The 25,130-nt window shown below is 69.1% G+C and carries 21 protein-coding genes; 12 read left to right on the plus strand and 9 right to left on the minus strand.

Features of this window, described 5'->3' with window-relative positions; genetic code table 11:
- The first annotated feature begins 2 nt into the window (after positions 1-2).
- Genes OHA40_RS27550 through OHA40_RS27575 form a run of 6 tightly spaced genes read left to right on the plus strand, consistent with a single transcriptional unit; the run spans position 3 to position 7,041 of the window.
- Positions 3-2,144 (plus strand): hypothetical protein, encoded by a 2,142-nt coding sequence (locus OHA40_RS27550; protein WP_330229754.1) that lies wholly within the window; start codon positions 3-5, stop codon positions 2,142-2,144.
- Positions 2,141-2,449, plus strand: a complete 309-nt coding sequence (locus tag OHA40_RS27555; protein WP_330229755.1) for a transposase — start codon at positions 2,141-2,143, stop codon at positions 2,447-2,449. The genes OHA40_RS27550 and OHA40_RS27555 overlap by 4 nt, the downstream gene beginning before the upstream one ends.
- 40 nt (positions 2,450-2,489) lie before the next feature.
- Positions 2,490-4,151 carry a peptidoglycan DD-metalloendopeptidase family protein gene (locus tag OHA40_RS27560; protein ID WP_330229756.1) on the plus strand — a complete coding sequence of 554 codons (1,662 nt, stop codon included), beginning with the start codon at positions 2,490-2,492 and terminating at the stop codon, positions 4,149-4,151.
- 50 nt (positions 4,152-4,201) lie between these two features.
- On the plus strand, positions 4,202-4,780 hold the full coding sequence (locus tag OHA40_RS27565; RefSeq protein ID WP_330229757.1) for a hypothetical protein: 579 nt from the start codon (positions 4,202-4,204) through the stop codon (positions 4,778-4,780).
- A gap of 42 nt (positions 4,781-4,822) precedes the next feature.
- On the plus strand, positions 4,823-6,658 hold the full coding sequence (locus tag OHA40_RS27570) for a type IV secretory system conjugative DNA transfer family protein (protein WP_330229758.1): 1,836 nt from the start codon (positions 4,823-4,825) through the stop codon (positions 6,656-6,658).
- The gene (locus tag OHA40_RS27575; protein WP_330229759.1) at positions 6,655-7,041 is read left to right on the plus strand and encodes a DUF4913 domain-containing protein; all 387 of its coding nucleotides are present in this window, start codon (positions 6,655-6,657) and stop codon (positions 7,039-7,041) included. The genes OHA40_RS27570 and OHA40_RS27575 overlap by 4 nt, the downstream gene beginning before the upstream one ends.
- An 86-nt stretch (positions 7,042-7,127) precedes the next feature.
- On the opposite strand, the gene OHA40_RS27580 is transcribed toward OHA40_RS27575, so the two are convergent.
- Complete coding sequence (locus tag OHA40_RS27580) at positions 7,128-7,676, minus strand: hypothetical protein (protein WP_330229760.1); 549 nt, start codon at positions 7,674-7,676, stop codon at positions 7,128-7,130.
- Between the two features lie 416 nt (positions 7,677-8,092).
- The gene (locus tag OHA40_RS27585; RefSeq protein ID WP_330229761.1) at positions 8,093-8,971 is read right to left on the minus strand and encodes a peptidylprolyl isomerase; all 879 of its coding nucleotides are present in this window, start codon (positions 8,969-8,971) and stop codon (positions 8,093-8,095) included.
- 141 nt (positions 8,972-9,112) lie between these two features.
- Here OHA40_RS27585 and hisS point away from each other — a divergent pair, with 141 nt between their 5' ends.
- Together hisS and OHA40_RS27595 are read left to right on the plus strand one after the other, a co-directional pair.
- Positions 9,113-10,384, plus strand: a complete 1,272-nt coding sequence (gene hisS / locus OHA40_RS27590) for a histidine--tRNA ligase (RefSeq protein ID WP_330229762.1) — start codon at positions 9,113-9,115, stop codon at positions 10,382-10,384.
- Positions 10,385-10,733: 349 nt separating this feature from the next.
- A complete protein-coding gene (locus tag OHA40_RS27595; RefSeq protein WP_330229763.1) occupies positions 10,734-11,381 on the plus strand; it encodes a hypothetical protein in 648 nt (215 codons plus the stop codon).
- Between the two features lie 85 nt (positions 11,382-11,466).
- Here the strand turns inward: OHA40_RS27595 and OHA40_RS27600 are convergent, their stop codons facing one another.
- The 4 genes from OHA40_RS27600 to OHA40_RS27615 form a co-directional block, all read right to left on the minus strand.
- A complete protein-coding gene (locus OHA40_RS27600; RefSeq protein WP_330229764.1) occupies positions 11,467-12,546 on the minus strand; it encodes a 2-oxoacid:ferredoxin oxidoreductase subunit beta in 1,080 nt (359 codons plus the stop codon).
- Positions 12,543-14,612: a 2-oxoacid:acceptor oxidoreductase subunit alpha gene (locus OHA40_RS27605; protein ID WP_330229765.1), complete on the minus strand. Its 2,070-nt coding sequence runs from the start codon at positions 14,610-14,612 to the stop codon at positions 12,543-12,545. Before OHA40_RS27605 ends, OHA40_RS27600 begins: the two co-directional genes overlap by 4 nt.
- Positions 14,613-14,720: 108 nt before the next feature.
- Positions 14,721-15,737 carry an Rv2578c family radical SAM protein gene (locus OHA40_RS27610; RefSeq protein WP_330229766.1) on the minus strand — a complete coding sequence of 339 codons (1,017 nt, stop codon included), beginning with the start codon at positions 15,735-15,737 and terminating at the stop codon, positions 14,721-14,723.
- A 31-nt stretch (positions 15,738-15,768) separates the two neighbouring features.
- Positions 15,769-16,773: an NAD-dependent epimerase/dehydratase family protein gene (locus OHA40_RS27615; protein WP_330229767.1), complete on the minus strand. Its 1,005-nt coding sequence runs from the start codon at positions 16,771-16,773 to the stop codon at positions 15,769-15,771.
- 211 nt (positions 16,774-16,984) lie between these two features.
- Between OHA40_RS27615 and OHA40_RS27620 the strand changes: the two genes are divergently transcribed.
- Both OHA40_RS27620 and OHA40_RS27625 read left to right on the plus strand, forming a co-directional pair.
- A complete protein-coding gene (locus OHA40_RS27620; RefSeq protein ID WP_330229768.1) occupies positions 16,985-17,314 on the plus strand; it encodes a type VII secretion target in 330 nt (109 codons plus the stop codon).
- Complete coding sequence (locus OHA40_RS27625) at positions 17,311-18,888, plus strand: hypothetical protein (RefSeq protein ID WP_330229769.1); 1,578 nt, start codon at positions 17,311-17,313, stop codon at positions 18,886-18,888. Before OHA40_RS27620 ends, OHA40_RS27625 begins: the two co-directional genes overlap by 4 nt.
- 75 nt (positions 18,889-18,963) lie before the next feature.
- Here OHA40_RS27625 and OHA40_RS27630 read toward each other — a convergent pair whose 3' ends face one another.
- Positions 18,964-19,500 carry a hypothetical protein gene (locus tag OHA40_RS27630; protein ID WP_330229770.1) on the minus strand — a complete coding sequence of 179 codons (537 nt, stop codon included), beginning with the start codon at positions 19,498-19,500 and terminating at the stop codon, positions 18,964-18,966.
- Between the two features lie 165 nt (positions 19,501-19,665).
- Positions 19,666-20,592 (minus strand): KPN_02809 family neutral zinc metallopeptidase, encoded by a 927-nt coding sequence (gene ypfJ / locus OHA40_RS27635; protein WP_330229771.1) that lies wholly within the window; start codon positions 20,590-20,592, stop codon positions 19,666-19,668.
- A 177-nt stretch (positions 20,593-20,769) separates the two neighbouring features.
- Between ypfJ and aspS the strand changes: the two genes are divergently transcribed.
- Positions 20,770-22,563, plus strand: a complete 1,794-nt coding sequence (gene aspS, locus OHA40_RS27640; RefSeq protein ID WP_330229772.1) for an aspartate--tRNA ligase — start codon at positions 20,770-20,772, stop codon at positions 22,561-22,563.
- Between the two features lie 203 nt (positions 22,564-22,766).
- Here aspS and OHA40_RS27645 read toward each other — a convergent pair whose 3' ends face one another.
- Entirely contained in the window at positions 22,767-23,732 is a 966-nt protein-coding gene (locus OHA40_RS27645) for a hypothetical protein (protein WP_330229773.1), read from the minus strand.
- Between the two features lie 190 nt (positions 23,733-23,922).
- On the opposite strand from OHA40_RS27645, the gene OHA40_RS27650 reads away from it, so the two are divergent.
- Positions 23,923-25,092 carry a phosphotransferase family protein gene (locus tag OHA40_RS27650; RefSeq protein WP_330229774.1) on the plus strand — a complete coding sequence of 390 codons (1,170 nt, stop codon included), beginning with the start codon at positions 23,923-23,925 and terminating at the stop codon, positions 25,090-25,092.
- Positions 25,093-25,130 lie beyond the last annotated feature (38 nt).

The raw sequence follows: 25,130 nt of genomic DNA on the forward strand, positions 1-25,130 counted from the left end.
TCATGGCACGGGACTACGAGCCACCCGTACGGGAACGGGACGAGGACGCGCGCCGCAGACGGCCCGAGCAATCCGGCCGGGACGAGTGGGGACAGCGACCGTCGCGGCCGCGGCACCCCGCACGGGATTCGGCGCGGGTGAGCGGCGAGGACCGGTCGGGCGTCGAGACCTCCGACCGGCGCGCGGCGCGCGAAGCCGAGCGGCGCGCGCGAGCGGGCGCGGGCCGGTCCGACGGCGCGCGCCACGACCGCTCGCACGGTGAGCGCGGCTCCCGCGTTCCCCGCGATGCGGCCACCGAGCGAATCCCCCGACGGCCGGATCGCACCGGTGCCAGGAACGGACGTGTGGCACGGCCCGCGAAGGTCGACTACACGGCCGACCGCGCCATGGGAACCCCGTACCTGGACAAGGCGGCCCGCCGCGCGAAGGCGAAGGCGGATCGGCGTAAACAGTCCGGCCCTTCGCTGCTCGACGACGCCACCCGCGCCAAGCTGGAGATGATCGCCCGCGAGGGCAGCGGTCTGCGGGCGGCGTGGGCGCAGTTCCGGGTCCGCACCGACGACATCCGCCGCCGCAACTACGCGGCCAGGGCGGAGCAGACGATCGAGGACGGATTCGATCGCAGCACAGCGCAACTCACCGACCGCGGCTACGCGGGTCCGGGCGGCGGCCGGATGAACGTCGTCGGTCGGCCGGTCGAATACCGCGCCACCACCGCTCAGGTCGCCGGCTTGTGGCCGTGGTCGGTCGGCGCTGGTGCGCCGCTGATCGGCACCCCACTCGGCTCGCATCTGCACACCGGGGCTCCGGTCTGCTTCGACCCGATGAACTGGTTCATGCGCGGCAGCTTCATCACCGCTCCCAGCCTCTTCGTGCTCGGCCTCAACGGTTTCGGCAAGTCCTCGCTGGTGCGCCGGATCGTGCTGGGCGGTATCGCGCAGGGGATCACGCCGTTGATCCTGGCCGACGTCAAACCGGACTACCGCAAGATGGTCGAGTTGGTCGGCGGTCAGGTGATCGACCTGGGGTACGGGCACGGCAAGCTCAACCCGCTCGCCGCGGGTGTGCTCGGCGCGGTGGTTCCGCGGCTGGAGGAGTTCCCGGCCCTGCAGTTGCAAGTGTTGCAGGACCTGCGCGCCAGGCAGGTGACGCTGATTGCCGGTCTGGTCGAACTGGTGCGCGGCGACCGCGTCCGCGACTACGAGGAGACGCTGATCTCCACCGCTCTGCGCATCCTGTACCGGCCCGGCAGCGGGTACACGCCGGACAAGCCGCCGATCATGGAGAACCTCCTCGACGTGATCGTCGGCGGCGGTGAGGAATTGATGCTGGACGCCGGAGCCGACAACTCGGACGAGTACCAGGAGGCGATCAAGGGGCTGCGCCGCTCGCTGCGCGCGCTCACCCAGGGCCCCTTCGGCGCGGTCTTCAACGGGCAGACCACCGTGCCGATCGACACCAGCGCGGTCGCGGTGTGCATGGACGTCTCGCACATCCCGACCGGCGACAAGAAGCTCAAGGCCGCGGTCATGCTGGCCTGCTGGGCCGACGGATTCGCCTCGGTCGAGGCCGCGCACGTGCTGGCCGACGCGAAGCTCGGCCCGCAGCGCTATTTCCAGGTGGTGATGGACGAGCTGTGGCAGGTGCTCGGTCTGGGTGACTTCATGGTCGACCGTGTCGACGAGTTGACCCGACTACAGCGCGGCATCGCCACCGCGCTGATCATGATCAGCCATACCATCAAGGACCTGCAAGCACTCGGATCGGAAGCCGCCATCGCGAAGGCGCTCGGCTTCCTGGAGCGTGCGCGCGCCAAGATCTTCGGCGCGCTCCCGGCCGAGGAGATCAAACGACTCGACAGCACGGTTCCGTTCACATCGGCCGAGGAGGAGATGGTGACCGGATGGTCCGCACCGCAAGCGCTGACGGGCGAGGCGCTCAAGCCGGGACAGCAGCGGCCATCCCCGCCCGGCACCGGTAAGTTCCTGCTGAAGATCGGCGAGGACCGCAGGCCCGGCATCCCGTTCCACATGGAATTCACGCTGTCGGAGAAGGAAAGCGGGATACACGACACCAACCAGCGGTTCAGCGAGTTCACCGAATCGACCTCACGCGGAACGGATTCGCCGGGGAGCGCCGCATGATGCCGCACCGGTCCTACCGCCGCGTCTCGCCCGAGGTGCGCGATGCCGCGGTCGCGCAGGTCATCGCGCTCACGGGCAAGCTACGCAGCGAATCGGAGGCCTGTCGCGTGGTCGCCGAACAGATCGGAGTGCACACGAATTCGGTGCGGAATTGGGTGCGGGCCGCCGAAGGCCCCGGTCTGGAGCGCATGGACGCGACCGCGTTGCGGCGCAAAGTCGCTCTCCTGCAACAGCAATTGGCCGCCGCCGCCGAGATGAACCGCACCTTGGCCGACACCCTCAACGAAGCCCGGCGCCGGACGTGAAACACGCCTGCGCGCGGCATTCTGCCGAGGTGCGGCGGCGATGAGCGGCAAGTCGGTGTTGTGGACGGCGCTCGGCGCGGTGCTCGGCCTGGTGACCATCGTGCTGGTCATCGTCATGCCCGCGGTGGACGACGCCTGCGAGGGTGGCTCGGTGCTCGGTTCGCAGTCGGCGCTGCCGCCAGGGGGTTACCCGCCGGGCGATCGGCGCGCCGCGGCGACCGCGAACCCCACTGCGACCCAGGCCAATCCGACCGCGACCGCGACGCCTTCATTGGCGGCGGGCGTCGGTCCACTGCGCCGCACCCTGCCGATGGCCGTCGGAACCTTCACCTTGTCGGATATCTTCGGCTCGCGTGGGGGTGCGCACAGGGGCGTCGACCTGGCCGCGGCCGACGGCACCCCCATTTTCTCGGTGTCCGACGGCCGGGTCGTCGCCGCCGGTCCGGCGTCGGGATTCGGCAACTGGATCGTCGTGGATTCGGTGGACACCAACGGTCGTTCGTATTCGGCTGTCTACGGCCACATGTGGGACTCGGGTGTGCTGGTCCGCGCGGGCGATACCGTGACCGCGGGTCAGCACATCGGCGCGGTCGGCTCGGCGGGCGAATCCAGTGGTCCGCACCTGCATTTCGAGATCGTTCCGGGCGGCCGGTTCACCGGAGGACGCCAGATCGACCCGCTGCCCTGGCTGGACGGCGCGCCGACTCCGGATGTCGGTGGCGCGCATGCCTATTCCAGCGATCCACGGTGCAGCCTCGGCTTCGGCACCGCCGGTGGTGCGCTCGCCGCGGGCAAGGTGCCGCAGGAACTGGAGATCTGGTACCGCCGCGCGGGTTCGATCTGCCCGCAGGTCACGCCGTCGCTGCTCGCCGCGCAGGGCAGGCAGGAGTCGGGTTTCCGGCGCGGCGCGATCTCGCCCGCGGGTGCCCAGGGCTTGGCCCAGTTCCTGCCGACCACCGCCGTGAGCATCAATCCCGACGATGGGCGGCCCTACGTGATCGATGCCGACGGCAACGGCATGGCCAGCGTGTGGGACGACGGCGACGCGATCATCGGCCAGGGCCGCTACATGTGCGCGATCGCGCACAGGATCTTGCGGTGGCAGTCCGAAGGCAGAGTGCAGGGCGACGTCGTCGCGCTGACGCTGGCGGCGTACAACGCAGGCGAGGGCGCGGTGCTGGCCTCGGGCGGCATGCCGAACCAGGTTGCCGCACACTACGCCGAGACCCAGCCGTATGTGCGGAACATCCTCGCGATGGAGGCGCAATACCGTGCGCCGGGCTCGCTCGGCCGGTTCACGCCGGGGCAGGGCTCGTCAGGCGATCAGATCGCCGAAGCAGCGCACGAATGGCTCGGCACGCCCTACGTCTGGGGCGGCGGTGGGCCGCAGGGGCCCAGCGGCGGCGGATTGGACGGACCGGGTCTGACCTCGGCGGCGGTGTTCGCGGCATCCTCCGGCACGGTGACGCTGCCGCGCACGGCCGAACAGCAATGGGAGGCAGGTGTGGAGGTGCCGATGAGCAGAGTGCGGTCGGGGGATCTGGTGTTCAGTTCGTTCGGGCCGCGCGGACCGGCGCTGGTCGGAATCTACACCGGAAACGGCCGGATGATCCAGTCGGTGCCGGGGGCGGACACGCGATCCGCGGGTGGCGTCTCGGAAGTCGCGGTGCCGGGGGACGGACGAGCGCGGAGGGTGCTGTGAGGGCCCGGGGGCTCGAACCCGCGCCGGCAGGGCTGCCGCGGCGTGGCGTGATGCGGCTAGCCTGGAAAGACAAAGCAAGTGCACGCGCGAAACTGGTGGTGATGCTGGTGCTGAGCGTCGCGGTGCTGGGCGCGGCATGTGGCCGCGCGGACCGCGCGGACACGGGATCCGATGCGGCGCAGCCGGCTACGTCCACGACCCGTCTGCTCGAGGGCGTCCCCGCGCCGGACCCGGTGACGCCCGACGGTGTCGCGGTCGCGGCGCTGCGGGCGGTCTACAGCTGGGAACCCGCCACCGAGACGCAGGGCGCGTCGCTGGCGCGGGCACGGAAGTTTCTCGGCCCCAGCTTGATTCGTATGCTGGATGCGGCGCCGACCGCGGTGGAGACCCCGAAGTCGACGCTGCAGTGGGCGGATTGGGCGAGGGAAGGGGCGCGTGTGGAGGCGTTCACTTTCGCGTCCGGCGAGAAGGCGCCGACTCTCACCGATCCGAACGTCCAGCAGTTCAAGATCGGGGTCGAGCAGACCGTCGTCTACCCGAACGGGCGCAAGGAGCCGCTGCCGCCCGCCACGGTGATCGCCACCGTCGTGCGCACACCCGACGGCTGGCGGCTCGACGCGTTCCGCTGACCACCCGCTTTCCCCACCGGACCGCCGACCCAGGAGGCACACATGGCGAAGAAGAAAAAGGTGACGGATCCGGCCATACCCGGACCCGACGCCAGCCTGATCCTGATCTACGCCGGCTTCGCGGTCTTCGGAACCCTGTGGCTCGCGCTCCATCTGGGCAACATGCTCGCGGGCAGCCCACAGAAAGTCCCGGTCAACCCGATCGCGATCGCCGCGGACCTGGCCAGGGGAAAGTTGCAGTGGCCAGGCGCGGCGACGGCGATCGTCCTGCTGGTGATCATGAGCGTGGTCGGCTATCTCGTGATCCGCAAGCAGCTGCAACAGCGTCAGTCCAAAGGCAGGCTGCCGGTCGACGACAAGGCCGACGTGATGGGTAACGGCGGCGCGATCACGATGCTCACCGAGGCGGGCGTCCGGGAGAAGGCCCAGCAGCTCGGTGTGAAACTCCCGAACGGCGGCGTTCCGGGCGTGCCGATCGGCGTCGGCGTGGCCGACGGGGTGATGCTCTACGGCTCCTACGAGGATCTGCACTTGGACATCTGGGGTCCGCGGCAAGGCAAGTCGACCTCCCGGGTGATTCCGGCGATCCTCACCGCGGTCGGGCCGGTGCTGGCCACCTCGAACAAGCGCGACGTGGTGGACGCCACCCGAGACGTCCGGGAGGCCAAGAGAAGTCCCACCTTCGTCTTCGACCCGCAGGGCGTCGCCGGCGAACTGCCGACCTGGTTCTGGGATCCGTTGTCCTGGGTGGATGCCAAGAGCGAAGGCTGCGAGATGCGTGCGGCGCGGCTGGCCGGGCACTTCGCCGACGGTGACGACGGCCGTGACACCAACACCGACGCGTTCTTCGATCCCGAGGCCGAGGACCTGCTGGCAGGACTGTTCCTCGCCGCCGCCGTCGGCGACCGCAATGGCAGCCGCCCGATCGTGCAGGTCTGGGAGTGGGTGACGAATCCGCAGGACACCGAGCCCATCGAACTCCTGCGCGCGGCCCGTCATCACTACACGGCCTCCGGCCTCTCCTCGCAGTACAACACCGACCCACGGACCCGCAGTGGCATCTTCGGCACCGCCAAGAAGATGATCCGCTGCCTGAAGCTGTCGAACGTGCACCCGTGGATCACCCGCGGCGGCGACCGCAGGGAGTTCGACGAGATGGAGTTCCTGAACCACAACGGAACGCTGTACAGCTTGTCGCTGGAGGGGCGCGGGTCGGCCGCGCCGCTGGTGAGCGCACTCACCGAGGCGGTGATCGACGTCGCTATGCGCAAGGCTTCGCAGTCCGCCGGAGGGCGACTGGCGATCCCGTTGCTCGCGGTGCTCGACGAGGCCGCGAACGTGGTGCGCTGGAAGGATCTGCCCAAGCAGTACAGCCACTTCGGCTCGCGCGGCATCGTCGTGATGACGGTGCTGCAGTCCTGGGCGCAGGGGGCTCGCTGCTGGGGTGAGAGCGGTATGAACGCGCTGTGGTCGGCGGCGAACATCAAGGTGCTCGGCAGCGGCGTGGACGACACCAAGTTCCTGCAGGAGCGTTCGGACGTGCTCGGCGAATACGACGCGATCTCGCAATCGGTCTCCGAATCCAAAGGCGGCAAAAGCTATTCGCGCTCGCTGAGTTCGTCCAAGACGTTCACGGTCAACGCGCTGGCGACACTGCCGCGTGGCCGGGCCATCCTGTTCCCGTCCGGAGCGCCACCGGTGCTGCTCCGCACGGTGCCGTGGTGGGAGGGCGAGTACGCCGCCGACGTGAAGCAGTCCATCTCGCGGCATGATCCGGAACGCAAGACCGAGGTCACCGACTTGATCGGCTCGCCTTCGCTGGACAAGTCGACACCGCCGCCGGAGTACGGACCGATCGAGGAGGTGCGGCCACTGTGACCGAACAGCAGCAACAACCGATGATCCACGCGAGCGTGGTGGATTTCGTCGAGAACTACCTCAGCGTGGTCTACCGACGACAGGTCACCGATCTCAGCGACACGGTGTGGTGCCCGGAGTGGTGGCAGCACGCCGAGGCGATCGCTCGGCTGGACGCGCTGTGGCGGGCCTGGGAACACTACCGCCTCGACGGTCGCACCGGCTTGAGCGTCTGGTTCCTGGATCACGCCGACCCGCACATGTCGAAGCTGTTCGACCCGAAGGGACCGTTCAAGTACTGCAGTGTGCGCAACGGCCATAAGGACATGCTCAACCCACTGCCGACGAAGTCGCCGCAGCACGGCATGTTCGGCGATCCCACGATCGGTGACTTCCGCACCTGATCCATTGCGCGGCAGCGCTTCTCGCCGCTGCCCGTCGAAAGGCGAACGCCCGCCGGGTAACTACCAGCGGGCGTTTGTTCGTCCGATTATCGGCTGCGCTCCAGGCCGCGGGATTCCTGTTCCCTCGCCCTGGTGACCGTCGGCGCCTCAGCGGGGCGATCGCGCACCGCCTCGCCCGGTGGTTGTGCCTGCCCGACTTCGATCAGCATCCGCACCGCGGCCAGCTCCGGCGCGACACCCATCTTGGCGAGATGGGCCGCGATCGCCATCCGGCGTTCCGCGGAGTCGTATTGCATGGCAGGCCTCGCGTTGGCGGCCGCGTTTGCGGCCATCCGCGAGGCCTCGGCTTGTGCGGAGAAGCGGTCCTTCTCCAGGGACACACCCTTTTCCGCGACCGGCTTCTCGATCAGCCGAGCCAGCTCGGTGTTGCGCGGATCCTTGGCCTTCGAGTCGCGGGCCTCCCGGACCTGCAGTTCTCTGGCCTCTTTGATGCGGGTCTCGGTGAGCTTGACTCGCGCTTCGACTTCCTTCTGACCACGCTCGCGGGTCTTCAAGGCAACGAGTGTCGCAAGCTGCAACATTGTCCTCATCATGGCCGCGGTTTCCCGGCCGATGTCGTCCAGTTCCTCGGACATGGCTGCTCCCCGATGCTGCAGTGATCGCTATGGATGATGTGTGGTGCTTCGTCACGGACGCCGCCACGCGAACTGTAGTCCCGTGCAGCGGGTCCCGCCTGCAAACGTGGACACCCGGAGTGCTCGCGGCGTGGCGCACACTCTCTACCAGGGCGGTCCTGTCGAGAGGGTGACTACGCTACGGGAACTCCTTGGTTCGAGGTTACCCGACAAAGGTCGGCACAATCGAACGAGCGTGCCGCTTTTCAGCATATCTCGCACATTTCAGGCATACGTGGGGAACGCGCCGGATGATCTTCGGATTGAGGGTAACCTAGCCGAAGAAAGGTTCACCTATCCTCGCTGGTGGCGGGAGTGCTCCATACCCGGCTCGGGCCCGCGGCCGGAGTTCGGCGGCGGGCCCGAGGGTTCGATACTCAGCGGTCGACGCGCACCGACTGAATCGTGACCGGCTGCTGCGGTTTGCCGTCGCCGGGGCCGTTGGAGTTGTCCTGGCCCACCTGGGCGATCTTGTCGAGGGTGGCGAGGCTGTTCTCGTCCACCGTGCCGAAGATCGTGTACTGCGGTGGCAGCTGGGAATCTCCGTAGACGACGAAGAACTGACTGCCGTTGGTGCCGGGACCCGCGTTGGCCATGGCGAGGGCGCCGCGCTTGTAGGCGATCGGGTTCCTGGTGGCGTTCGGGTCGTCCGGCGCGTACTGATCGGTCGGGTACTCGTTGTCGAACTCGTAACCGGGCCCGCCCATTCCGGTGCCGGTCGGGTCACCGCATTGCAGGACCTTCAGGCCCTCGTCCGCGGTCATCCGGTGGCAGTCGGTGCCGTCGAAGAAGTTCTGCGCGGCCAGGCTGACGAAGCTGTTCACCGTGCACGGTGACTCGGCGTTGTTCAGGGTCAGGCCGATCGGGCCCTGACTTGTCTCCATGCTGACGCTGACCTCGGCGTCGACGCCGGTGGTCGGGATGCCGTCGGCCTTCGGCTTGTTCGCGGGCTTGTCCGCGGGCTTGGCGCTGTCGCGGTAGACACAGTCCACCGTCGCGGGCTTGGCCTTCGCGGCGGGCGGCGCGGCGGCGGTTGGGGGGGCGCTGGACAACGGTGCATCCGCCGCGTCGGAGCCGTTGTCCTCGCCGCGGGTCAGGAAATACACCCCGGTGACGGCGGCGACCACGACGACGACACCCAGCACCGATCCCGCGATCGTGAGTACCTTGCGCTTGCGCGCCCGCTCGGCCCGGTTGGCGAGCTGACGCTCCAGCTTGCGTTTCGCCGCTGCTCGTCGCTGTTCGTTGCTCGGCACTACCACGTTCCTCCCGTATCCGGTGACATCGGGATAAGAGTGTGCCATTTCTTCCTGAGACTCCCGGCGCATCCTTCCTCCAGAGGCGGTTCGGAGAACCGGTTGGACTTGCGGGGGCGTGGTGGTGGAAACTGGAGCATCGTGACCAAGACCAGCAGCTTCTCCGCCCCGAAGGGGGTACCGGACTACGTGCCACCCGGCTCGGCCGAGTTCGTCGCGGTGCGCGACGGCCTGATCCGCGCTGCCCGACTGGCCGGGTACGGACATATCGAGCTGCCGGTTTTCGAAGACACGGGCCTGTTCGCCCGCGGTGTCGGCGAGTCGACCGACGTGGTCACCAAGGAGATGTACACCTTTCCCGACCGCGGCGATCGCAGCGTCACGCTGCGTCCCGAGGGGACCGCGGGTGTGATGCGCGCGGTCATCGAGCACGGCCTCGACCGCGGCCAGCTTCCGGTGAAGCTGTCCTACGCGGGTCCGTTCTTCCGCTACGAGCGGCCGCAGGCCGGGCGGTACCGGCAGCTGCAGCAGGTGGGCATCGAGGCGATCGGCGTCGACGACCCGGCGCTGGACGCCGAGGTGATCGCCATCGCCGATGCCGGCTTCCGCGGGCTCGGGCTCGACGGCTTCCGGCTGGAGATCACCTCGCTGGGTGATGAGACCTGCCGGCCGCAGTACCGGGAACTGCTGCAGGAATTCTTGTTCGAGCTGCCGCTGGACGAAGAGACCACGCGGCGCGCCCAGCTCAATCCGCTGCGCGTCCTCGACGACAAGCGGCCCGAGGTGCGCGCGATGACCGCGAACGCGCCGTTGATGATCGATCACCTCTCCGAATCGGCCAAGGCGCACTTCGAACAGGTACTCGGCCACTTGGAAGCGCTCGGCGTGCCCTACGTGGTGAACCCGCGCATGGTGCGCGGTCTGGACTACTACACCAAGACCACGTTCGAATTCGTGCACGACGGTCTCGGCGCGCAGTCCGGCATCGGCGGCGGCGGTCGCTACGACGGCCTGATGGCCGATCTCGGGGGACAGTCGCTGTCGGGCATCGGCTTCGGTCTCGGCGTGGACCGCACCATGCTGGCGCTGGCGGCCGAAGGCAAGTCGGCGGGCCACCCGGCACGCTGCGAGGTCTTCGGGGTGCCGCTGGGCGATGCCGCCAAGCAGCGACTGGTCGTGCTCGCGGCTCAGCTGCGATCGGCAGGCGTGCGGGTCGATCTCGCTTACGGCGGGCGCGGCGTGAAGGGTGCCATGAAGGCGGCCGACCGGTCGGGGGCGGCGTTCACCCTGGTGCTCGGCGACCGCGACATCGCGGAGAACACCATCGGGCTCAAGGACATGACGACCGGTGAGCAGCGGCAGATCCCGCTGGCCGAAGTGGTCGGCGTGATCCGCGAATCGCTGGCGGGATAGGCGTACCTCCGCCTTCGCTCCGGCCGTGCGCGGTTTGAGGACGGACTACGTCCGGTGGCGCCTATTATGCGTACCTCCGGCTTCGCTCCGGCCGTGCGCGGTTTGAGGACGGACTACGTCCGGCGGCGCTCGTTGTGCGTGCCTCCGGCTTCGCTGTGGCCGTGCGCGGGCTGAGGGCGGATCACGTCGGACTGTGATTGTCAGGCCGCGGCGACGTGGGTGCGGTTCACCGGTTGCGCGGCATCGGCGCCGCGGCCGGGGTACTCTGCGCCGAACCCGCCGTCGGCCGAGCGGTGGACACGGTAGCGTGACCGGCGCACCGGTGCCGGGGTTGTGAGAGGGCGGAGCAGTGTCGACGAATTCTGGTGACGAGCAAGCGGTTGCGCCGGTGGGGCTGGATCTGGTCGCGCCCGAGCTGTACGCGCCGATGCTGCGCCGCCTCGCGCTGGCCGCGTCGGGCATCGGACTCGGCGCCGCGCTGCTGGCGGCGACCGTGGTGAGCTGGCCGATCGCCGTCGCCATCGGAGTGGTCGTCGGCGCGCCCACCGTCTTGTACGCCATCGCGTTGCGGCGGCGGCGAATGTGGTTGGCGGGGACGATCCTGCACGCCCGCAGGCTGTTCGGGGAACGGCAGGTGGAGGTGTCCTCGGCGACGGGTGTCGAGGTGCTGGTGTTCCCGGCCCGGTTGAGCCGTATCGCCCTGCGGGTGACCGCGGGAGAGATCTCGCAGGTCGTCCCGCTGGCGATGTACACCGACGCGGGCAGTGGCCGCGAGCTGCATCTGATCGGCCTGCGCAGGCTCGCCGACGCGCTCGCAGCCAGTCAATTGGCCGCGGCCGTGGCGGTTTCCGCGCTGCTGGTGCATCAGTTGCGGGCCGAGGCGCGCGACGCGGGGCTGGAGGAGCGGCCGCTGTATCGCGCCGTGCAGTTGGCGCGGGCCAAGGACGTGGTGTCGCCGATCGTGCTGACCGACACCGAGGTCGCCGCCCTCGGCTGACCCGCAGTTGCCGGCCTTCGCCGGGCGCGTCCGACCGGTCCGCCGCTGGCCGCGCGGGCACCTGGCATCCCGCGGAGTCGGCCCGCTACCCGACCGTCCAGGTCTCGGGCCCGGTGAGCAGGGACTGCAGCGATTCCGGACCGATCGGTTTCTTCTCTCGCGCGACGTCGGTCTGGTAACGCACCGCGTCGTCGTAGGTCGGCCGCGAGACGCTGCGGAAGACGCCGGTGACGACGTGGCCGAGATCCTGGTCGGACAGCCGCGACAGCGCGTAGGCGTACTCCGGGCTCTCGGCGTACGCGTCGTGCACCACGATGTCGGACTCAGCGACACTGTCCGTGCGGGCGACCCCGAGCCCGAAACCGCGCCGGACAACGGCGAATTCGCCGTCGGCGCCGAAGCGGATGGACTCGCCGTGCCGCAGCGGGATGAGGTGATCCGCGGCGTTCTCTCGGCGCAGCACGTCGAACGAGCCGTCGTTGAAGATCGGGCAGTCCTGCAGGATCTCCACGAACGACGTCCCGCGATGCTCGGCGGCGGCGCGCAGCACCTCGGTGAGTCCGGCGCGATCGGAGTCCAGCGCACGGGCGGCGAAGGTCGCTTCCGCGCCCAGTGCGACCGACAGGGTGTTGAACGGATGGTCCACCGAACCCATCGGGGTGGACTTGGTGATCTTGCCCTGCTCCGAGGTCGGGGAGTACTGCCCCTTGGTCAGCCCATAGATCCGGTTGTTGAACAGCAGGATCGTCATGTTCACGTTGCGACGCAACGCGTGGATGAGATGGTTGCCCCCGATGGACAGTGCGTCGCCGTCACCGGTCACCACCCAGACCGACAGATCGGGACGGCTGACCGCGAGCCCGGTCGCGATCGCGGGCGCGCGGCCGTGGATGGAGTGGATGCCGTACGCGTCCAAGTAGTACGGGAAGCGGCTGGAACAGCCGATCCCGGAGACGAACATCAGGTTCTCCCTGCGCAATCCGAGTTCGGCGAGGAAGCCGCGCACGGTCGCCAGGATCACGTAGTCGCCGCAGCCGGGGCACCAGCGGACCTCCTGATCGGAGGTGAAGTCCTTCACCTTCTGCGGTCCGTCCGCGGACGGCACCCCGGACACCCCGGTGAGGCCCAGGTCGGTGCCGACGAGCGAGGTTTCCACGATGGTCATGCGTTACCCCCAGCCGTGCGATAGGCGGCTGCCTCGCCTGCGCTCGGCCCGGCGCAGGGCTGTGGACGGACTTCGTCCGGCAGCGCTTGATGGGCGGCTGCCTCGCCTGCGCTCGGCCCGGCGCAGGGCTGTGGACGGACTTCGTCCGGCAGCGCTCGATAAGTGGCCCGCGCCCGCGCGGCGAAGACCTTGTTCTGTTCCATCTCCTCGATCGACCCGTCCAGCGCCGCGTCGATGACCCCGACCAATTCCTGGGCGGAGAACGCCGTGCCCGCGACCTTGGTCCATGGCCGCACGTCGACCAGATACCTCGCGCGCAGCAGCATGGCCAGCTGGCCGCCGTTCATCTCTGGTGCGACCACGATGCGGTAGCGGCGCAATACGTCACCGAGGTTGGCGGGCAAGGGATTCATATGTCGCAGGTGCGCCTGGGCGACCGGAACGCCGCGGCGGCGGGCGCGCCGGCAGGCCTCGCCGATCGGGCCGTAGGAGCTGCCCCAGCCGATCAGCAGCAGCTCGGCCGTGCCGTCCGGATCGTCCACCTCCAGATCCGGCACGGCGATGCCGTCGATCTTGGCCTGGCGCAATCGCACCATGAGCTCGTGGTTGGCGGGATCGTAGGAGATGTTGCCGCTGCCATCGGCCTTCTCCAGTCCGCCGATGCGGTGCGCGCGTCCCTTGGTGCCGGGCACCGCGAGCGGGCGCGCCAGCGTGTCGGGGTCGCGGGTGTACGGCTGGAAGGGGTCGCCGTCGTCGCCCTCCGGCTCGAACGCCGGGTCGATCGGGTCCAGCTCCGCCACTTGCGGTATCGACCATGGTTCCGAACCGTTCGCGATAGAGCCGTCGGACAGCAACAGCACCGGTGTGCGATAGGTGAGCGCGATCCGGGCCGCGTCCACGGCGGCGGCGAAGCAGTCGGCGGGCGAGCGTGGCGCGACCACCGCCACCGGTGATTCGCCGTTGCGGCCGTAGAGGGCTTGCAGCAGATCGGCCTGCTCGGTTTTGGTCGGCAGGCCGGTGGAGGGACCGCCGCGCTGCACATCGATGACGACCAGCGGCAGCTCCGTCATCACCGCTAGGCCGATGGCCTCGCTCTTCAGCGCGAGGCCGGGCCCGGAGGTACTGGTGACGCCGAGGGCGCCGCCGAGCGAAGCGCCCAGCGCCGCGCCGATTCCGGCGATCTCGTCCTCGGCCTGGAAGGTCGTGACGCCGAAGTTCTTGTGCTTGCTCAGCTCGTGCAGGATGTCCGAGGCGGGCGTGATGGGATAGGTGCCGAGGAAGACCGGCAGCCCGGCGAGCTGACCGGCGGTGATCAGGCCGTAGGCGAGCGCGGTGTTGCCGGTGATCTGTCGGTAGGTGCCGGACGGCAGCTTCGCGGGCGCGATCTGGTAGGTGGTGGCGAAGCTCTCGGTGGTCTCGCCGTAGTTCCAGCCCGCCCGGAACGCCAGCACGTTGGCCTCGGCGATCTCCGGCTTCGTCGCGAACTTCTCCCGCATGAACCGCTCGGTTCCGCCGATCGGGCGGCCGTACATCCAGGACAGCAGGCCGAGGGCGAACATGTTCTTCGCGCGCTGGGCGTCCTTCTTGCCGACCCCGGTCGATTCGGTGGCGCCCAGGGTGAGCGACGTCATCGGGACCCGGTGGACCACGAAGTCCGACAGTGTGTCGTCGGCCAGCGGGTCGGTCGCGTAACCGACCTTGCCGAGGGTGCGCTTGGTGAACTCGTCAGTGTTGACGATGACCGTGGCGCCGCGCGGAAGATCCTCCAGATTCGCCTTCAGCGCGGCGGGGTTCATCGCGACCAGCACGTCCGGCTGGTCGCCCGCGGTGAGAATGTCGTAGTCGGCGATCTGGATCTGGAACGACGAGACGCCGGGCAGGGTGCCCTGCGGTGCTCTGATCTCGGCCGGGAAGTTGGGCTGCGTGGCCAGGTCGTTGCCGAAGGCGGCGGCCTCGTGGGTGAAGCGGTCGCCGGTCAGCTGCATTCCGTCGCCGGAATCCCCGGCGAACCGAATGACGACCTTTTCCAATTTCGCTGTGCCGACATCATTTTGGTGTGAAACCATGTGCCTGCTTCACTTCCTCGTCGCTGAGAGGTGCCATCGCCAAACTACTCCGTCGAATGCGGTGTGCGCCGCCGATGCGCGGACCGGCGAGATTCCGCGACGGAGGCGTCAGGCGAACAATGCCAGCTGCGCGTCGGTCGTGTGCGCGGTTTCGGGTTGTGTCTCCGGTTCGGCTTGCCTGCGTGGCGTCAAACCGTGCCCGGTCAGCAGCGGATCGACCCGCGCGCGCAGCCAGGCCGAGTATTCCGGCGTCACGTACGCGCCCCGGCCGTAGAGCTGGCGGTAGCGGCGCAGCAGAGCCGGATGGTGTTCGGCCAGCCAGGCCAGGAACCAGCCCCTGGTGCTGCCGCGCAGGTGCATCGGGAACGCGACGGCCGAATTCGCCCCGGCCTCGGCGATCGCGCCGAAAATGGCGTCCAAGTGCGCCCGGCTGTCGGTGAGACACGGGATGACGGGTGCGACCAGGACGTCGACCGCGAATCCCGCGTCGGTGAGGGCGCGCACCAAGTCCAGTCGCGCACGTGGTGACGGCGTCCCCGATTCCAGGCTCCGATGGAGGTCCTCGTCGAGGATCGCGATGGACACCGCGAGATTCACTCGCACCTCGCGGGCGGCCGAGGTGAGCAACGGCAGATCCCGCCGCAGCAGCGTGCCCTTGGTGAGGATGGAGAACGGGGTGCCGGATTCGGCCAGCGCGCGAATGATGCCCGGCATCAAGCGATATCGGCCCTCCGCGCGCTGATACGGATCGGTGTTGGTGCCGAGAGCGACCGGTTCGCGACGCCAGGACCGCCGGGCGAGTTCCCTGCGCAGCACCGCGGCGACATTCGTCTTCACCACGATCTGCGTGTCGAAGTCCCGGCCCGCGTCCAAGTCCAGGTACTCGTGCGTGCCGCGGGCGAAACAGTAGCGGCAGGCGTGCGAGCAGCCGCGCATCGGATTGACGGTCCAGTGGAACGGCAGACCCGAGGCCTCGGGCACCTTGTTCAGCGCGCTCTTGCACAGCACCTCGTGGAACGTGACGCCCTCGAACTCGGGAGTCTGCACGGTGCGCACCAGACCCGCCCGGGACAGCCCGGGCAGGGCGCCGTCCTCGGCGTCCAGGGTTTGGCTATGCCACCGCACCCCTTCAGTCGAACATGTGTTCTAAGGGCTGTCAAGCTATTCGCCTGGCACCGGGCGGAGCGAGCCGAGTGGGGTCGTCGAAGAAGGCGACCAGGTCGCGGACGGTCTCGTCGAGCGGGCGCGGCTGGTAGCCGAGCTCGCGCGCGGCCTTGCCGTGGTCGACGATCGGCGCGGAGATCAGCGCGCCGAGCGCGGCCTTGGAGACGATGTCGGAGTTGAACAGCTTGCCGATCGGTGCGAGCACCGGGATGACGCCGGAGACGAGCTTGGGTGGGATGGCGAACTTCGGGCCCTTCTTGCCGCTGTGCGCGGCCGCGACGCGGCACAGTTCGAGCATCGAGATCATGGATCCGCCGAGCAGATAGTTCTCGCCGGTGCGGCCGCGTTCGCCGGCCAGCAGCAGGCCCTGGGCCACGTCGCGCACGTCCACCAGGTCGAAGCCGCCGCCGATCATGGCGGGCACCCGGCCCAGTGCCGCGTCTTTCAGGGTCCGGTTGATCCGGGACAGCGGCTTGCTGTAGTCCAACGGGCCGAATACGCCGGTGGGATTGCACAGCACCGCGTCCAGTCCCTGGTCGATCACCTTGCGCAGTTCCACCTCGCCCGCCCACTTCGAACGGTCGTAGACCGGCAGTGCCGGGTCGGTCGACCGGGCGGCGCGCTCGTCGATCCGGCCACCGCAGCTGTACTGGTCGAACGCGTGGATGGAGCTCGCGTGCACCATGCGGCGCGCGCCGACGGCCAGCGCCGCCTCGGCGACGACGCGCACGCCCTCCGTGTTCACCCGCCAGGCCAGGTCGTTCTTCTCGGCGAGGGTGATCACCGCGACCAGGTGGTAGACGACCTCGGCGCCGGCCAGCACGGTGCGCATCGACGCCGGGTCGAGCACATCGCCGCGCACCCAGGTGACGCCGGGCGCCGTTGCCGCACCGGGAACCGCTCGATCAATGGCGGTGACCTGGTGGCCGTGCTCGGTGAGGAGGCGGAGCAGGTTGGTGCCAAGGTAGCCGGCTGCGCCGGTCACTGCGACCTTCATGGCAGAGAGAATATAGAACTTGTTCCAATTTGCAACACGTTCCAGTTCGGTGCCGATGCCGCGTCGGGCTGCGCGTTCGGGCTCGAAACTTGCCGGTACCGTCCGCTATATTGAGCGCAACCGATAGCGGCCCTTGCCGATTCGGCAGGGAGCGGGACCGGTCACGACGAAGTTCATGACGTATGTTCACGACGATTTGGGGGGCAACTCGATGAGTGATCTCTCGGTAGAGACCGAAGCGGTCCGGGCGTTCGCCGCCACGAACGCGGGTATCGCCGGTGATCTGGCAGGGGCGGGCAATTTCGACGCGTTGAAGAACGTTGCCGCGCTGGTTCCGGTGTTCGGTCTGATCGGCGCGGACTATCTGGCGATGTTCGCTGCCGCGCAGGTGTTGCAGGCCAAGGACATCAACGATCTATCGGCCAAATACGCCAAGCTCTCGGAATCGGCCTTCAGCGCCGCGGCGGCCTACGACGCCATCGACTGGTCCAACGCGGGCGCACTCGGGTCGGTTACGGGCCAGATCGGGGGAGCGGTATGAGACCGCTGGACAGCGGCGTCATCGCGCCGGAAGAGCAGGCCATCACGCACGCGGCCGAGCAGAATGTCGCCATCGGCCAGCAGACCGTGCTGGACGCGTTGCAGAGTTCACCGGTTCAGGCGGTGCTCGACCTGCCGCTGCCGCAGCTGCCCGAGGACCTGCCGCCGATCGAGCCGCCCGCATTCGTGTTGTCGCGCAAGATCTCCGACGATCAGCAGTCGCTCGGCGGGGTTCCCGCCGGTCTGCCCGGACTGAACGGCGTTCCGAGCGGCGAGGATCCGCCCGGCGTGCCGCACGAGGTGTCCGCGCTGCTCGGCGACGTGAACGCCGCGGCCGCGCCGGTGGTCCGAGCCGCGCTCGACCGAGCCGATGGCGTGCTGAGCGGTGGGCTCGGCGACGCGCCGAGCTCGATCGCCACCGCGGTGAACCAGGCCGCAGCCGCGTTGCCACCGCTGCCCGCCGATCCGGTCGCCGCTCTGATGCAGGGCGTCGCGCTGCCCGCACTGCCCGGCGTGGACGTGCTGATGAAGCCGATTCTGGACCTGCTCGGCAGCTTCGGCTCCGGCATCCTCGGCGCGTTGGATCCCACCGCGATCCTCAGCCAGTCCTCCCAAGTCATCGAGATGGCCATGCAGGTGGGCAAGGGCAGCATGGCCGCGGTCGACCAGGTGTGGCAGAGCCAGGCCGCCCGCAGCGCCCAGGCCACCAGCCAGCAGGCGAACGTCGAGGGCCAGGAGACCAGCCAGCGTGGCATCGATATCTCCGAACTCACCCAGCGCGCCGCGGCGGTGGTGCAGCAGGGCAACGCGCAGCTGCTCGGCATCGCCTCCTCGTTCGCCACCCAGGCGACCGCGCTCGCCCCGGTGATCCTCACCCCGCCCGCGCAGGCCACGCTGATCGCGTCGGCCACCGATCACCTCGGCCACGCCGTCGGCGTGGTCAACGCCACCCGCGGGGATCTCGCGGGCAAGACCGCCGAACTCGGCGGCATGGTGCAGCAGCTGGTCGGACCGGGTCCACAGGAGGCCGCGCAGGCGCTGGCGCAGAACGTCGGCCAGCCGATCCTGGAGCAGGCGCAGTCGACCGCGGCCGACACCGCGACCAAAGCCGCGGGCCTGGACTCCGCCGCGCCGGGAACGCTGAACCCTGCGACCACGCCCTCGTCGGTACACGCAACGCCGAGCCCGAGCACCAATCACGGTGCGCCCAGCGGACTGCTCGGCAGCCCGGGACGGCCGGGAACCCCGAGCACGCCCTCGGTGCCCAAGCCCACCGGCCTGCCCGGCACCCCGGCTGCGCCGATCCGCCCGGTCACCGGTATCCCCGGCACGCCGTTCGGCGCCGGCACGCCGGGCACCACCGCGACCGGAGCCAACAGCTTCATGGGTGGCCCGGCCGCCGCGGCGGGGCAACGGAACGACGACGACGAACACTCGCGCACGGTACAGCCCTACCTGAGCCCCACCGGCAACGACGATCTCACCGGTCCGCTGGGGGAGTCCACGCCAGACGTCATCGGCGCGACGCACTCGGACGAGATCATCAGCTCCGACTACGAACAGGACCAGTTCTAACCCGGTGCAAGGATTTACCGCGCTGAACTCGGCCCGGACGGCGACGATCGGTTCGGGCCGAGCAGCGTGCGGTCGTCAGTTGTCCGGGACGAACGCGTCGAGCAGTCTCTTGTAGAGGTCGGCGAAGCGTTTGCGCGCGGCCTGCTGGTCGGCGCCGAGCCCGTCGGTGGTCTCGGGCGCGTACACGATCAGGTGCACGTCCTGTCCCGCAGGCTCGGGCATGTAGTCGATGATCCGGCTGCTCTGGTCGGCGGCCCTCGGCATACCGAGATCCGCCGTGGCCAGCGCGGCGGTCTCGGCCACTGCGGCTCTCAGCGCCTCGGGTGGGATATGGCCCTCGATCCGCTGCGGCGGCGTCTCCGGGCGACGGTCGGCGGCAACGGCGTCGGGACTGCTGACCGCCCGGCCGTCGGCGAAGATCTCCAGCTGCGGGCGTAGATCGCTCCGGATTTGCCAGCTGTCCGGGATGGTGGTCAGGGTGAACAGCGCCAGCGGCGCCGCGATCGGCGGTAGCGCGCTGGGCCGGTCGGCCGCCGGGTCGGCCGAGGCGGTGCCCGCGGCCACCCCGAGTGTCAGCATCACAACCAGCAGAACGGCTTTCGTTCCTCGCATCGATCCCATCTTCCGGTGCTGTCCATGTTCGCCTGCGGCACAGGTGAACTGCCGTCGATCATGACAGCGCGCCGCCCCGCCGTGGGAACCGGCCTGCTGGGTCGTCGATCGAATCCGCTCCTGCCGTAAGGGGGGCGGGTTCGGCCGTAGGTCACGGCCCGCGGCTCAGCGCGGCGCGGGCGGATTGTTCAGGTCCGGCGCCGAGTAGGTGTCGCACGCGTCGACCCGACCGGTTCGGTAGCCGGCGAGGAACCATTTCTGCCGCTGCTCGGAGGAACCGTGCGTCCACGCTTCGGGATTCACCCTGCCCTGCGCCGCGCGCTGGATGCGGTCGTCACCGACCGCCGCGGCCGCCGAGAGCGCGTCGTTGACGTCCTTGTCCGACAGCGGCCGCAGGAACGGCTGGCCGCCTCCGGGCGCAGGCAGCTCGTCCGCGAAATGCGCCCAGATGCCCGCATAGCAGTCGGCCTGCAGTTCGGTGCGCACCGCGCCGGACTGCGGGCCGCGGGGATCACGTTGTGCACGGCCGATGTCGCCGAGCAGGTTCTGGATGTGATGGCCGAACTCGTGCGCCACCACGTACTCCTGCGCGAGCGGACCGCCACTGGCGCCGAAACGGTCCACCAAGTCCTGGAAGAAGCTGGTGTCGAAGTAAGCGGTCCGGTCGGCCGGGCAGTAGAACGGGCCCACCTCGCTGGTGGCGTTGCCGCAGCCGGTCGAAACGGCACCGGAGAAAAGCACGACGTTCGGCTCCACGTAGCGCTTGCCGGTCTGTTTCGGCAGTTCGGCCGACCACACGGCGTCCAGGCTCTGTGCGGTGAGCGCCACCCGGCAGTCGAGGTACTTGTTGGCGTCGGCGCCGGTCCTGCAGTGGCTCGGCGTGCCCGCAGTGCCCGGCTGCGTCTGGCTCTGATCGGGCGCGCCGGTGAAGTTGCCGAGAACGGAGCCGGGGTCGCCGCCCAGCAGCAGGGTCAGCACCAGCACGATGAGTCCGCCCGCACCGCCGCCCAGCGCGAGCTTGCCACCCATGCCGGGGCCACCGCCGGACGAGACCCGATCCGGATCGATCTGCATGCCCTCGTTGAAGGTCATCGTCGTCGCTTCCTCGTTGTCCGTAATTCTCGGTCAGACGGGCCTGCGGTCCTGCACTCCGGATACAGCTTGGCACGGGTGTGGTGATATCGGTTTCCACTCGTCGAATATGTCTCACTACGATGGACCCGCACCTGGTCACACCGCGCCGGTGCCGGAGTCGTCGAAAGGAATCCCGTGCTGCGCACCCACTTGGCTGGTTCGCTGCGAAGCGAGCATGCCGGTCTGACCGTCACTCTCACCGGCTGGGTGGCGCGGCGGCGTGACCACGGTGGGGTGATCTTCATCGATCTGCGCGACGCCTCGGGCGTGGCTCAGGCGGTGTTCCGCGAAGGCGAACCGGCCGAGCACGCGCACCGGCTGCGCGCCGAGTACTGCGTGCGCGTCACCGGCACCGTGGAACCGCGCCCGAGCGGCAACGAGAACCCGGAGCTGCCGACCGGCGCTGTCGAGGTCAACGTCACCGAGCTCGAGGTGCTGAACGAGAGCGCTCCGCTGCCGTTCCAGCTGGACGAGCAGCCCGGCGAGGAGGCGCGCCTGAAGCATCGCTACCTGGATCTGCGCCGTGAGGCTCCGGCGCACGCCATCCGGTTGCGGTCGAAGGTCAACGCGGCCGCTCGCGAGGTGCTGGCTCGCCACGAATTCATCGAGGTCGAGACGCCGACACTGACTCGCTCCACCCCGGAGGGCGCGCGCGACTTCCTGGTGCCCGCCCGCCTGCAGCCGGGCAGCTTCTACGCGCTGCCGCAGAGCCCGCAGCTGTTCAAGCAGTTGCTCATGGTCGGCGGCATCGAACGGTACTACCAGATCGCGCGTTGCTACCGCGACGAGGACTTCCGTGCCGACCGCCAGCCGGAGTTCACTCAGCTCGACATCGAGATGAGTTTCGTGCGCCAGGAGGATGTGATCCTGCTGGCCGAGGAGATCCTCGTCGCGCTGTGGAAGCTGGTCGGCTACGAGATCCCCACACCGATCCCGCACATGACCTACGCCGAGGCGATGCGCCGCTTCGGTACCGACAAGCCCGACCTGCGTTTCGGTGTCGAGATCACCGAGTGCACGGAGTTCTTCAAGGACACCCCGTTCCGGGTGTTCCAGGCGCCTTACGTGGGCGCGGTCGTCATGCCCGGCGGCGCGAGCCAGGCGCGGCGCCAGCTCGACGCCTGGCAGGAGTGGGCCAAGCAGCGCGGCGCGAAGGGTCTGGCGTATGTCCTGGTGAACGAGGACGGCACGCTGGGCGGGCCGGTCGCCAAGAACCTGAGCGACGCCGAGCGCGAGGCCTTGGCCAAGCACGTGGGTGCGGTGCCCGGTGACTGTGTCTTCTTCGCGGCGGGTGCGGCCAAGGCACAGCGCGCACTGCTCGGCGCGGCGCGCGTCGAGATCGCCCGCAAGGTCGGGCTGATCGACGAGGACGCCTGGGCGTTCGTCTGGATCGTGGACGCGCCGCTGTTCGAGCCGACGGCCGAGGCGACCGCGAGCGGCGACGTGGCGGTGGGCCATTCCGCCTGGACCGCGGTGCACCACGCGTTCACCTCGCCGAAGCCGGAATCGCTGGACACCTTCGACATCGACCCGGATTCCGCGCTGGCCTACGCCTACGACATCGTCTGCAACGGCAACGAGATCGGTGGCGGCTCGATTCGTATCCACCGGCGCGACGTGCAGGAACGCGTGTTCAAGGTGATGGGCATCAACCATGAGGAGGCGCAGGAGAAGTTCGGCTTCCTGCTCGACGCCTTCGCCTTCGGCGCCCCTCCGCACGGCGGCATCGCCTTCGGATGGGACCGGGTCACCGCGCTGCTGGCAGGCGAGGACTCGATCCGCGAGGTCATCGCGTTCCCGAAGACCGGCGGCGGCGTCGACCCGTTGACCGACGCACCCGCGGCGATCACCGAGCTGCAGCGCAAAGAAGCGGGGCTGGACGTCGAGCCGGGCCGGCAGAAGGGCGAGGGCGCGACCGCCGCGCAGTAACCATCGCACCGAGCCGGAGGCCGGATTCGCCGTTGTGTCGCAGCGACTTCGGCGGAATGGGTCAGCGTGCGATGGCCCGGCGGCGATCGTCGTGGCCGGGAACAACGTGCTCGAGCGTCGGCCCCGCGGACGGCGAGGCCGCGCCCGAGCATCGTGCTCGAGCGCCGGACCGGGATGCGCTCACCGGTCGGGTGAGCGCCGGTTCACCGCGCGGCGACGGCGCCACCGGTGAGCATGCGGTAGGCGTAGGTCACCGCGACGGCGGCGACCGGGCCCGCGATCAGCAGGCCGAGACCGCACAGCAGCAGCCCGAGGAAGGTCACCACCAGCACCGCCAGCGCGAGCAGCAGCACCTGCCAGGCGTTGGCGACCACCAGGCTGAAGCTGGACTTCAGCGCCTCGAACGGACCCTGATCCTGATCGACGACGAAGTGCAGCGAGAACATGCACAGCCAGCCGGCGATCAGACCGGGGATCAGGCAGATCGCCGAGCCGAGAAAGGTGAGCAGGAACGCCAGCAGCGCGGTGAGCAGCACGTTCCCCGCGTTCAAGAAGCGGAAGTACGCGCCGAATGGCGGTGGCGTGCCGTCGGTTTCGTACAGCGCTCCGCGCACCATGGCCGATTGCAGCACCCACACCGCGGCCATGATGGCCAGGAAGATGAGCAGCAGCGGCAACATCGTCGTCGGGTCGGTGAGTTGCACGACGAGCAGGAACGCCAGATAGATGACCAGGCCCACCGCGGTCACCCCGACCCACGGCCCCGGATTGGCCCGGAACTTCGCCCAGCCGTAGCTGAGCGCCTGGCCCACGTCGAGTGTGCCGGGACCGGCGGGGGCCTGCTGGTAGCCGTAGACCGGCTGCTGCGGTGCCGCGTCGCCGGACGGCGTCCAACCCGGTCCGGTGCCTGGTTGGCCATAGCTGGGGTGCGGTGCGCCCACCGACGGGGGCGGTTCCAGTGGTTCGCTGCCGTATTGCGCGGCGCCGGGGCCTTCGAACTGCGGGTATCCGGCCGGCCCTGCCATCTCGTGGCGCGCCTGGCCGGTCCCTGGTCCCGGTGCATGGGGGTCCGGGCTCTCGTGCTGCCCTGGCTGTGCCGTGAAGCGCTGGTCGTCGGGGTAAGCGGCACCGCCGGCTGATTTCGGTGCGGGAGGCGGGGTTTCGGTCATGCGGAGACCTTTCCACTCAACTGGTTTGCGATGTGGCGCAGGGCAGTTGACGATGAGAAAACCTGACGGGTGTAAACGTGTCAAGCGACCGGCTTCCGCCCTCCGACCTTGACGAAGACACGCCGAGCGACGCGGAAAGGTTGTGTAACCGCTCGCTAGAAGTGACCCGATGCGAGTAGCTTGAGAGGCGATGACCGCACTATTGGCCGAACGCGCCGCCGAAGTCGTGTCCGCAGCGCAACAGTTGCTCACAAAGCGAATGGGTGCTCCGGTAAAGCTGAGCGATCCGATCGAACTCAGCGGTAGTGGTAGGACGACGGTCCTACGCGTGCGTGTATCGGAGAACGCCTTCTCGTTGCCGCGAACCCTGATCGTCAAGCAGGTCCGCGGGTCTGCGCAGGATCGCCGCACCGGCGGCCTGGCGCCCGGCGTGGCCAGCATCGATTCCGCGTTTCTCCGCGAGGCCGTGTCCTATCAGTTCACCACAGCGCTCAGCCGAGAACAGCGGCCGGGCGCGTACCTGATCGCCCACAGCCTCCCCGACCGGTTGCTGATTCTCAGCGATCTCGGCGAGAACTCCCTGCTGACCGCCGTGCTGCGGTCCGGCGCCGAGCCGGCCACCCGCAACGCGCTGATGGCGTTCGCGCAGGCGCTGGGCCGGATGCACGCCGCCACCGTCGGCCGCGAGGCGGACTTCGTCGCGCTGCTGCGGCGGGTCGAGGTGGTGCACCGGGTGGACGGCATCGCGCAGCAGGCCGAGACGGCGATCGCCGAGGTGCCCGGGCTGCTGCAGCGCGAACTGGGCATCGAGGTACCCGGTGAGGTCGCCGAGCGGATCGTGCGCGGGAACCGGCTGTACTCCGCGGGACGGTTCCGGGCGTTCAGCCCCTCGGACCTGTGCCCGGACAACGTGATCTTGAACGAGGAGGGTGCTCGCTTCCTCGACTACGAGTGGGGCGGGTTCCGCGACGCCACCCTGGACATCGCCTACGCGCTGGTGTCCTTCCCCGGTTGCCTGTGCGATCTCGAACTCTCCCGCGAGCGCGCCGGGCAGATGGTGGAGGCATGGCGTTCGGAGGTGGTGGGCGTGTGGCCCGCGCTGGCCGACGACGAACTGCTCGCCGAGCGCATCCTCGAAGCCCGGCTGATCTGGGTATGGCTGTCCACCTACTGGTTCCTGCCCGCCGACCACACGCGTATCGCGGCCGCCAGGGAGCACGGACTGTCCGTGCCGCGCTCGGCGGCCCTGATCAACCGCTGGGCCGCGCTCGCCGAGGACGCCCGGTGCATCGGCGACGACATCGTCGGCGACTTCGCCGAGGACGTCTCGGCGATGCTGGAAGAGCGCTGGTCGGAGTAGGTCTCCGGAAGACTCCACCACTCGACGGAGAGGCGAAT

It is taken from the genome of Nocardia sp. NBC_00508, from assembly GCF_036346875.1.
Lineage (GTDB): Bacteria > Actinomycetota > Actinomycetes > Mycobacteriales > Mycobacteriaceae > Nocardia.

What these genes read in the sequence shown, in the direction of transcription:
- OHA40_RS27615 (WP_330229767.1), bottom strand. Translation starts at nt 16,773, where the DNA reads ATGAAGGTCGCAGTGACCGGCGCAGCCGGCTACCTTGGCACCAACCTG.
- OHA40_RS27645 (WP_330229773.1), bottom strand. Translation starts at nt 23,732, where the DNA reads ATGACCGAAACCCCGCCTCCCGCACCGAAATCAGCCGGCGGTGCCGCT.
- OHA40_RS27580 (WP_330229760.1), bottom strand. Translation starts at nt 7,676, where the DNA reads ATGTCCGAGGAACTGGACGACATCGGCCGGGAAACCGCGGCCATGATG.
- OHA40_RS27600 (WP_330229764.1), bottom strand. Translation starts at nt 12,546, where the DNA reads ATGACCATCGTGGAAACCTCGCTCGTCGGCACCGACCTGGGCCTCACC.
- OHA40_RS27605 (WP_330229765.1), bottom strand. Translation starts at nt 14,612, where the DNA reads ATGGTTTCACACCAAAATGATGTCGGCACAGCGAAATTGGAAAAGGTC.
- OHA40_RS27650 (WP_330229774.1), top strand. Translation starts at nt 23,923, where the DNA reads ATGACCGCACTATTGGCCGAACGCGCCGCCGAAGTCGTGTCCGCAGCG.
- OHA40_RS27560 (WP_330229756.1), top strand. Translation starts at nt 2,490, where the DNA reads ATGAGCGGCAAGTCGGTGTTGTGGACGGCGCTCGGCGCGGTGCTCGGC.
- OHA40_RS27620 (WP_330229768.1), top strand. Translation starts at nt 16,985, where the DNA reads ATGAGTGATCTCTCGGTAGAGACCGAAGCGGTCCGGGCGTTCGCCGCC.
- OHA40_RS27550 (WP_330229754.1), top strand. Translation starts at nt 3, where the DNA reads ATGGCACGGGACTACGAGCCACCCGTACGGGAACGGGACGAGGACGCG.
- OHA40_RS27555 (WP_330229755.1), top strand. Translation starts at nt 2,141, where the DNA reads ATGATGCCGCACCGGTCCTACCGCCGCGTCTCGCCCGAGGTGCGCGAT.
- OHA40_RS27630 (WP_330229770.1), bottom strand. Translation starts at nt 19,500, where the DNA reads ATGCGAGGAACGAAAGCCGTTCTGCTGGTTGTGATGCTGACACTCGGG.
- ypfJ (WP_330229771.1), bottom strand. Translation starts at nt 20,592, where the DNA reads ATGACCTTCAACGAGGGCATGCAGATCGATCCGGATCGGGTCTCGTCC.
- OHA40_RS27570 (WP_330229758.1), top strand. Translation starts at nt 4,823, where the DNA reads ATGGCGAAGAAGAAAAAGGTGACGGATCCGGCCATACCCGGACCCGAC.
- OHA40_RS27565 (WP_330229757.1), top strand. Translation starts at nt 4,202, where the DNA reads ATGCGGCTAGCCTGGAAAGACAAAGCAAGTGCACGCGCGAAACTGGTG.
- OHA40_RS27625 (WP_330229769.1), top strand. Translation starts at nt 17,311, where the DNA reads ATGAGACCGCTGGACAGCGGCGTCATCGCGCCGGAAGAGCAGGCCATC.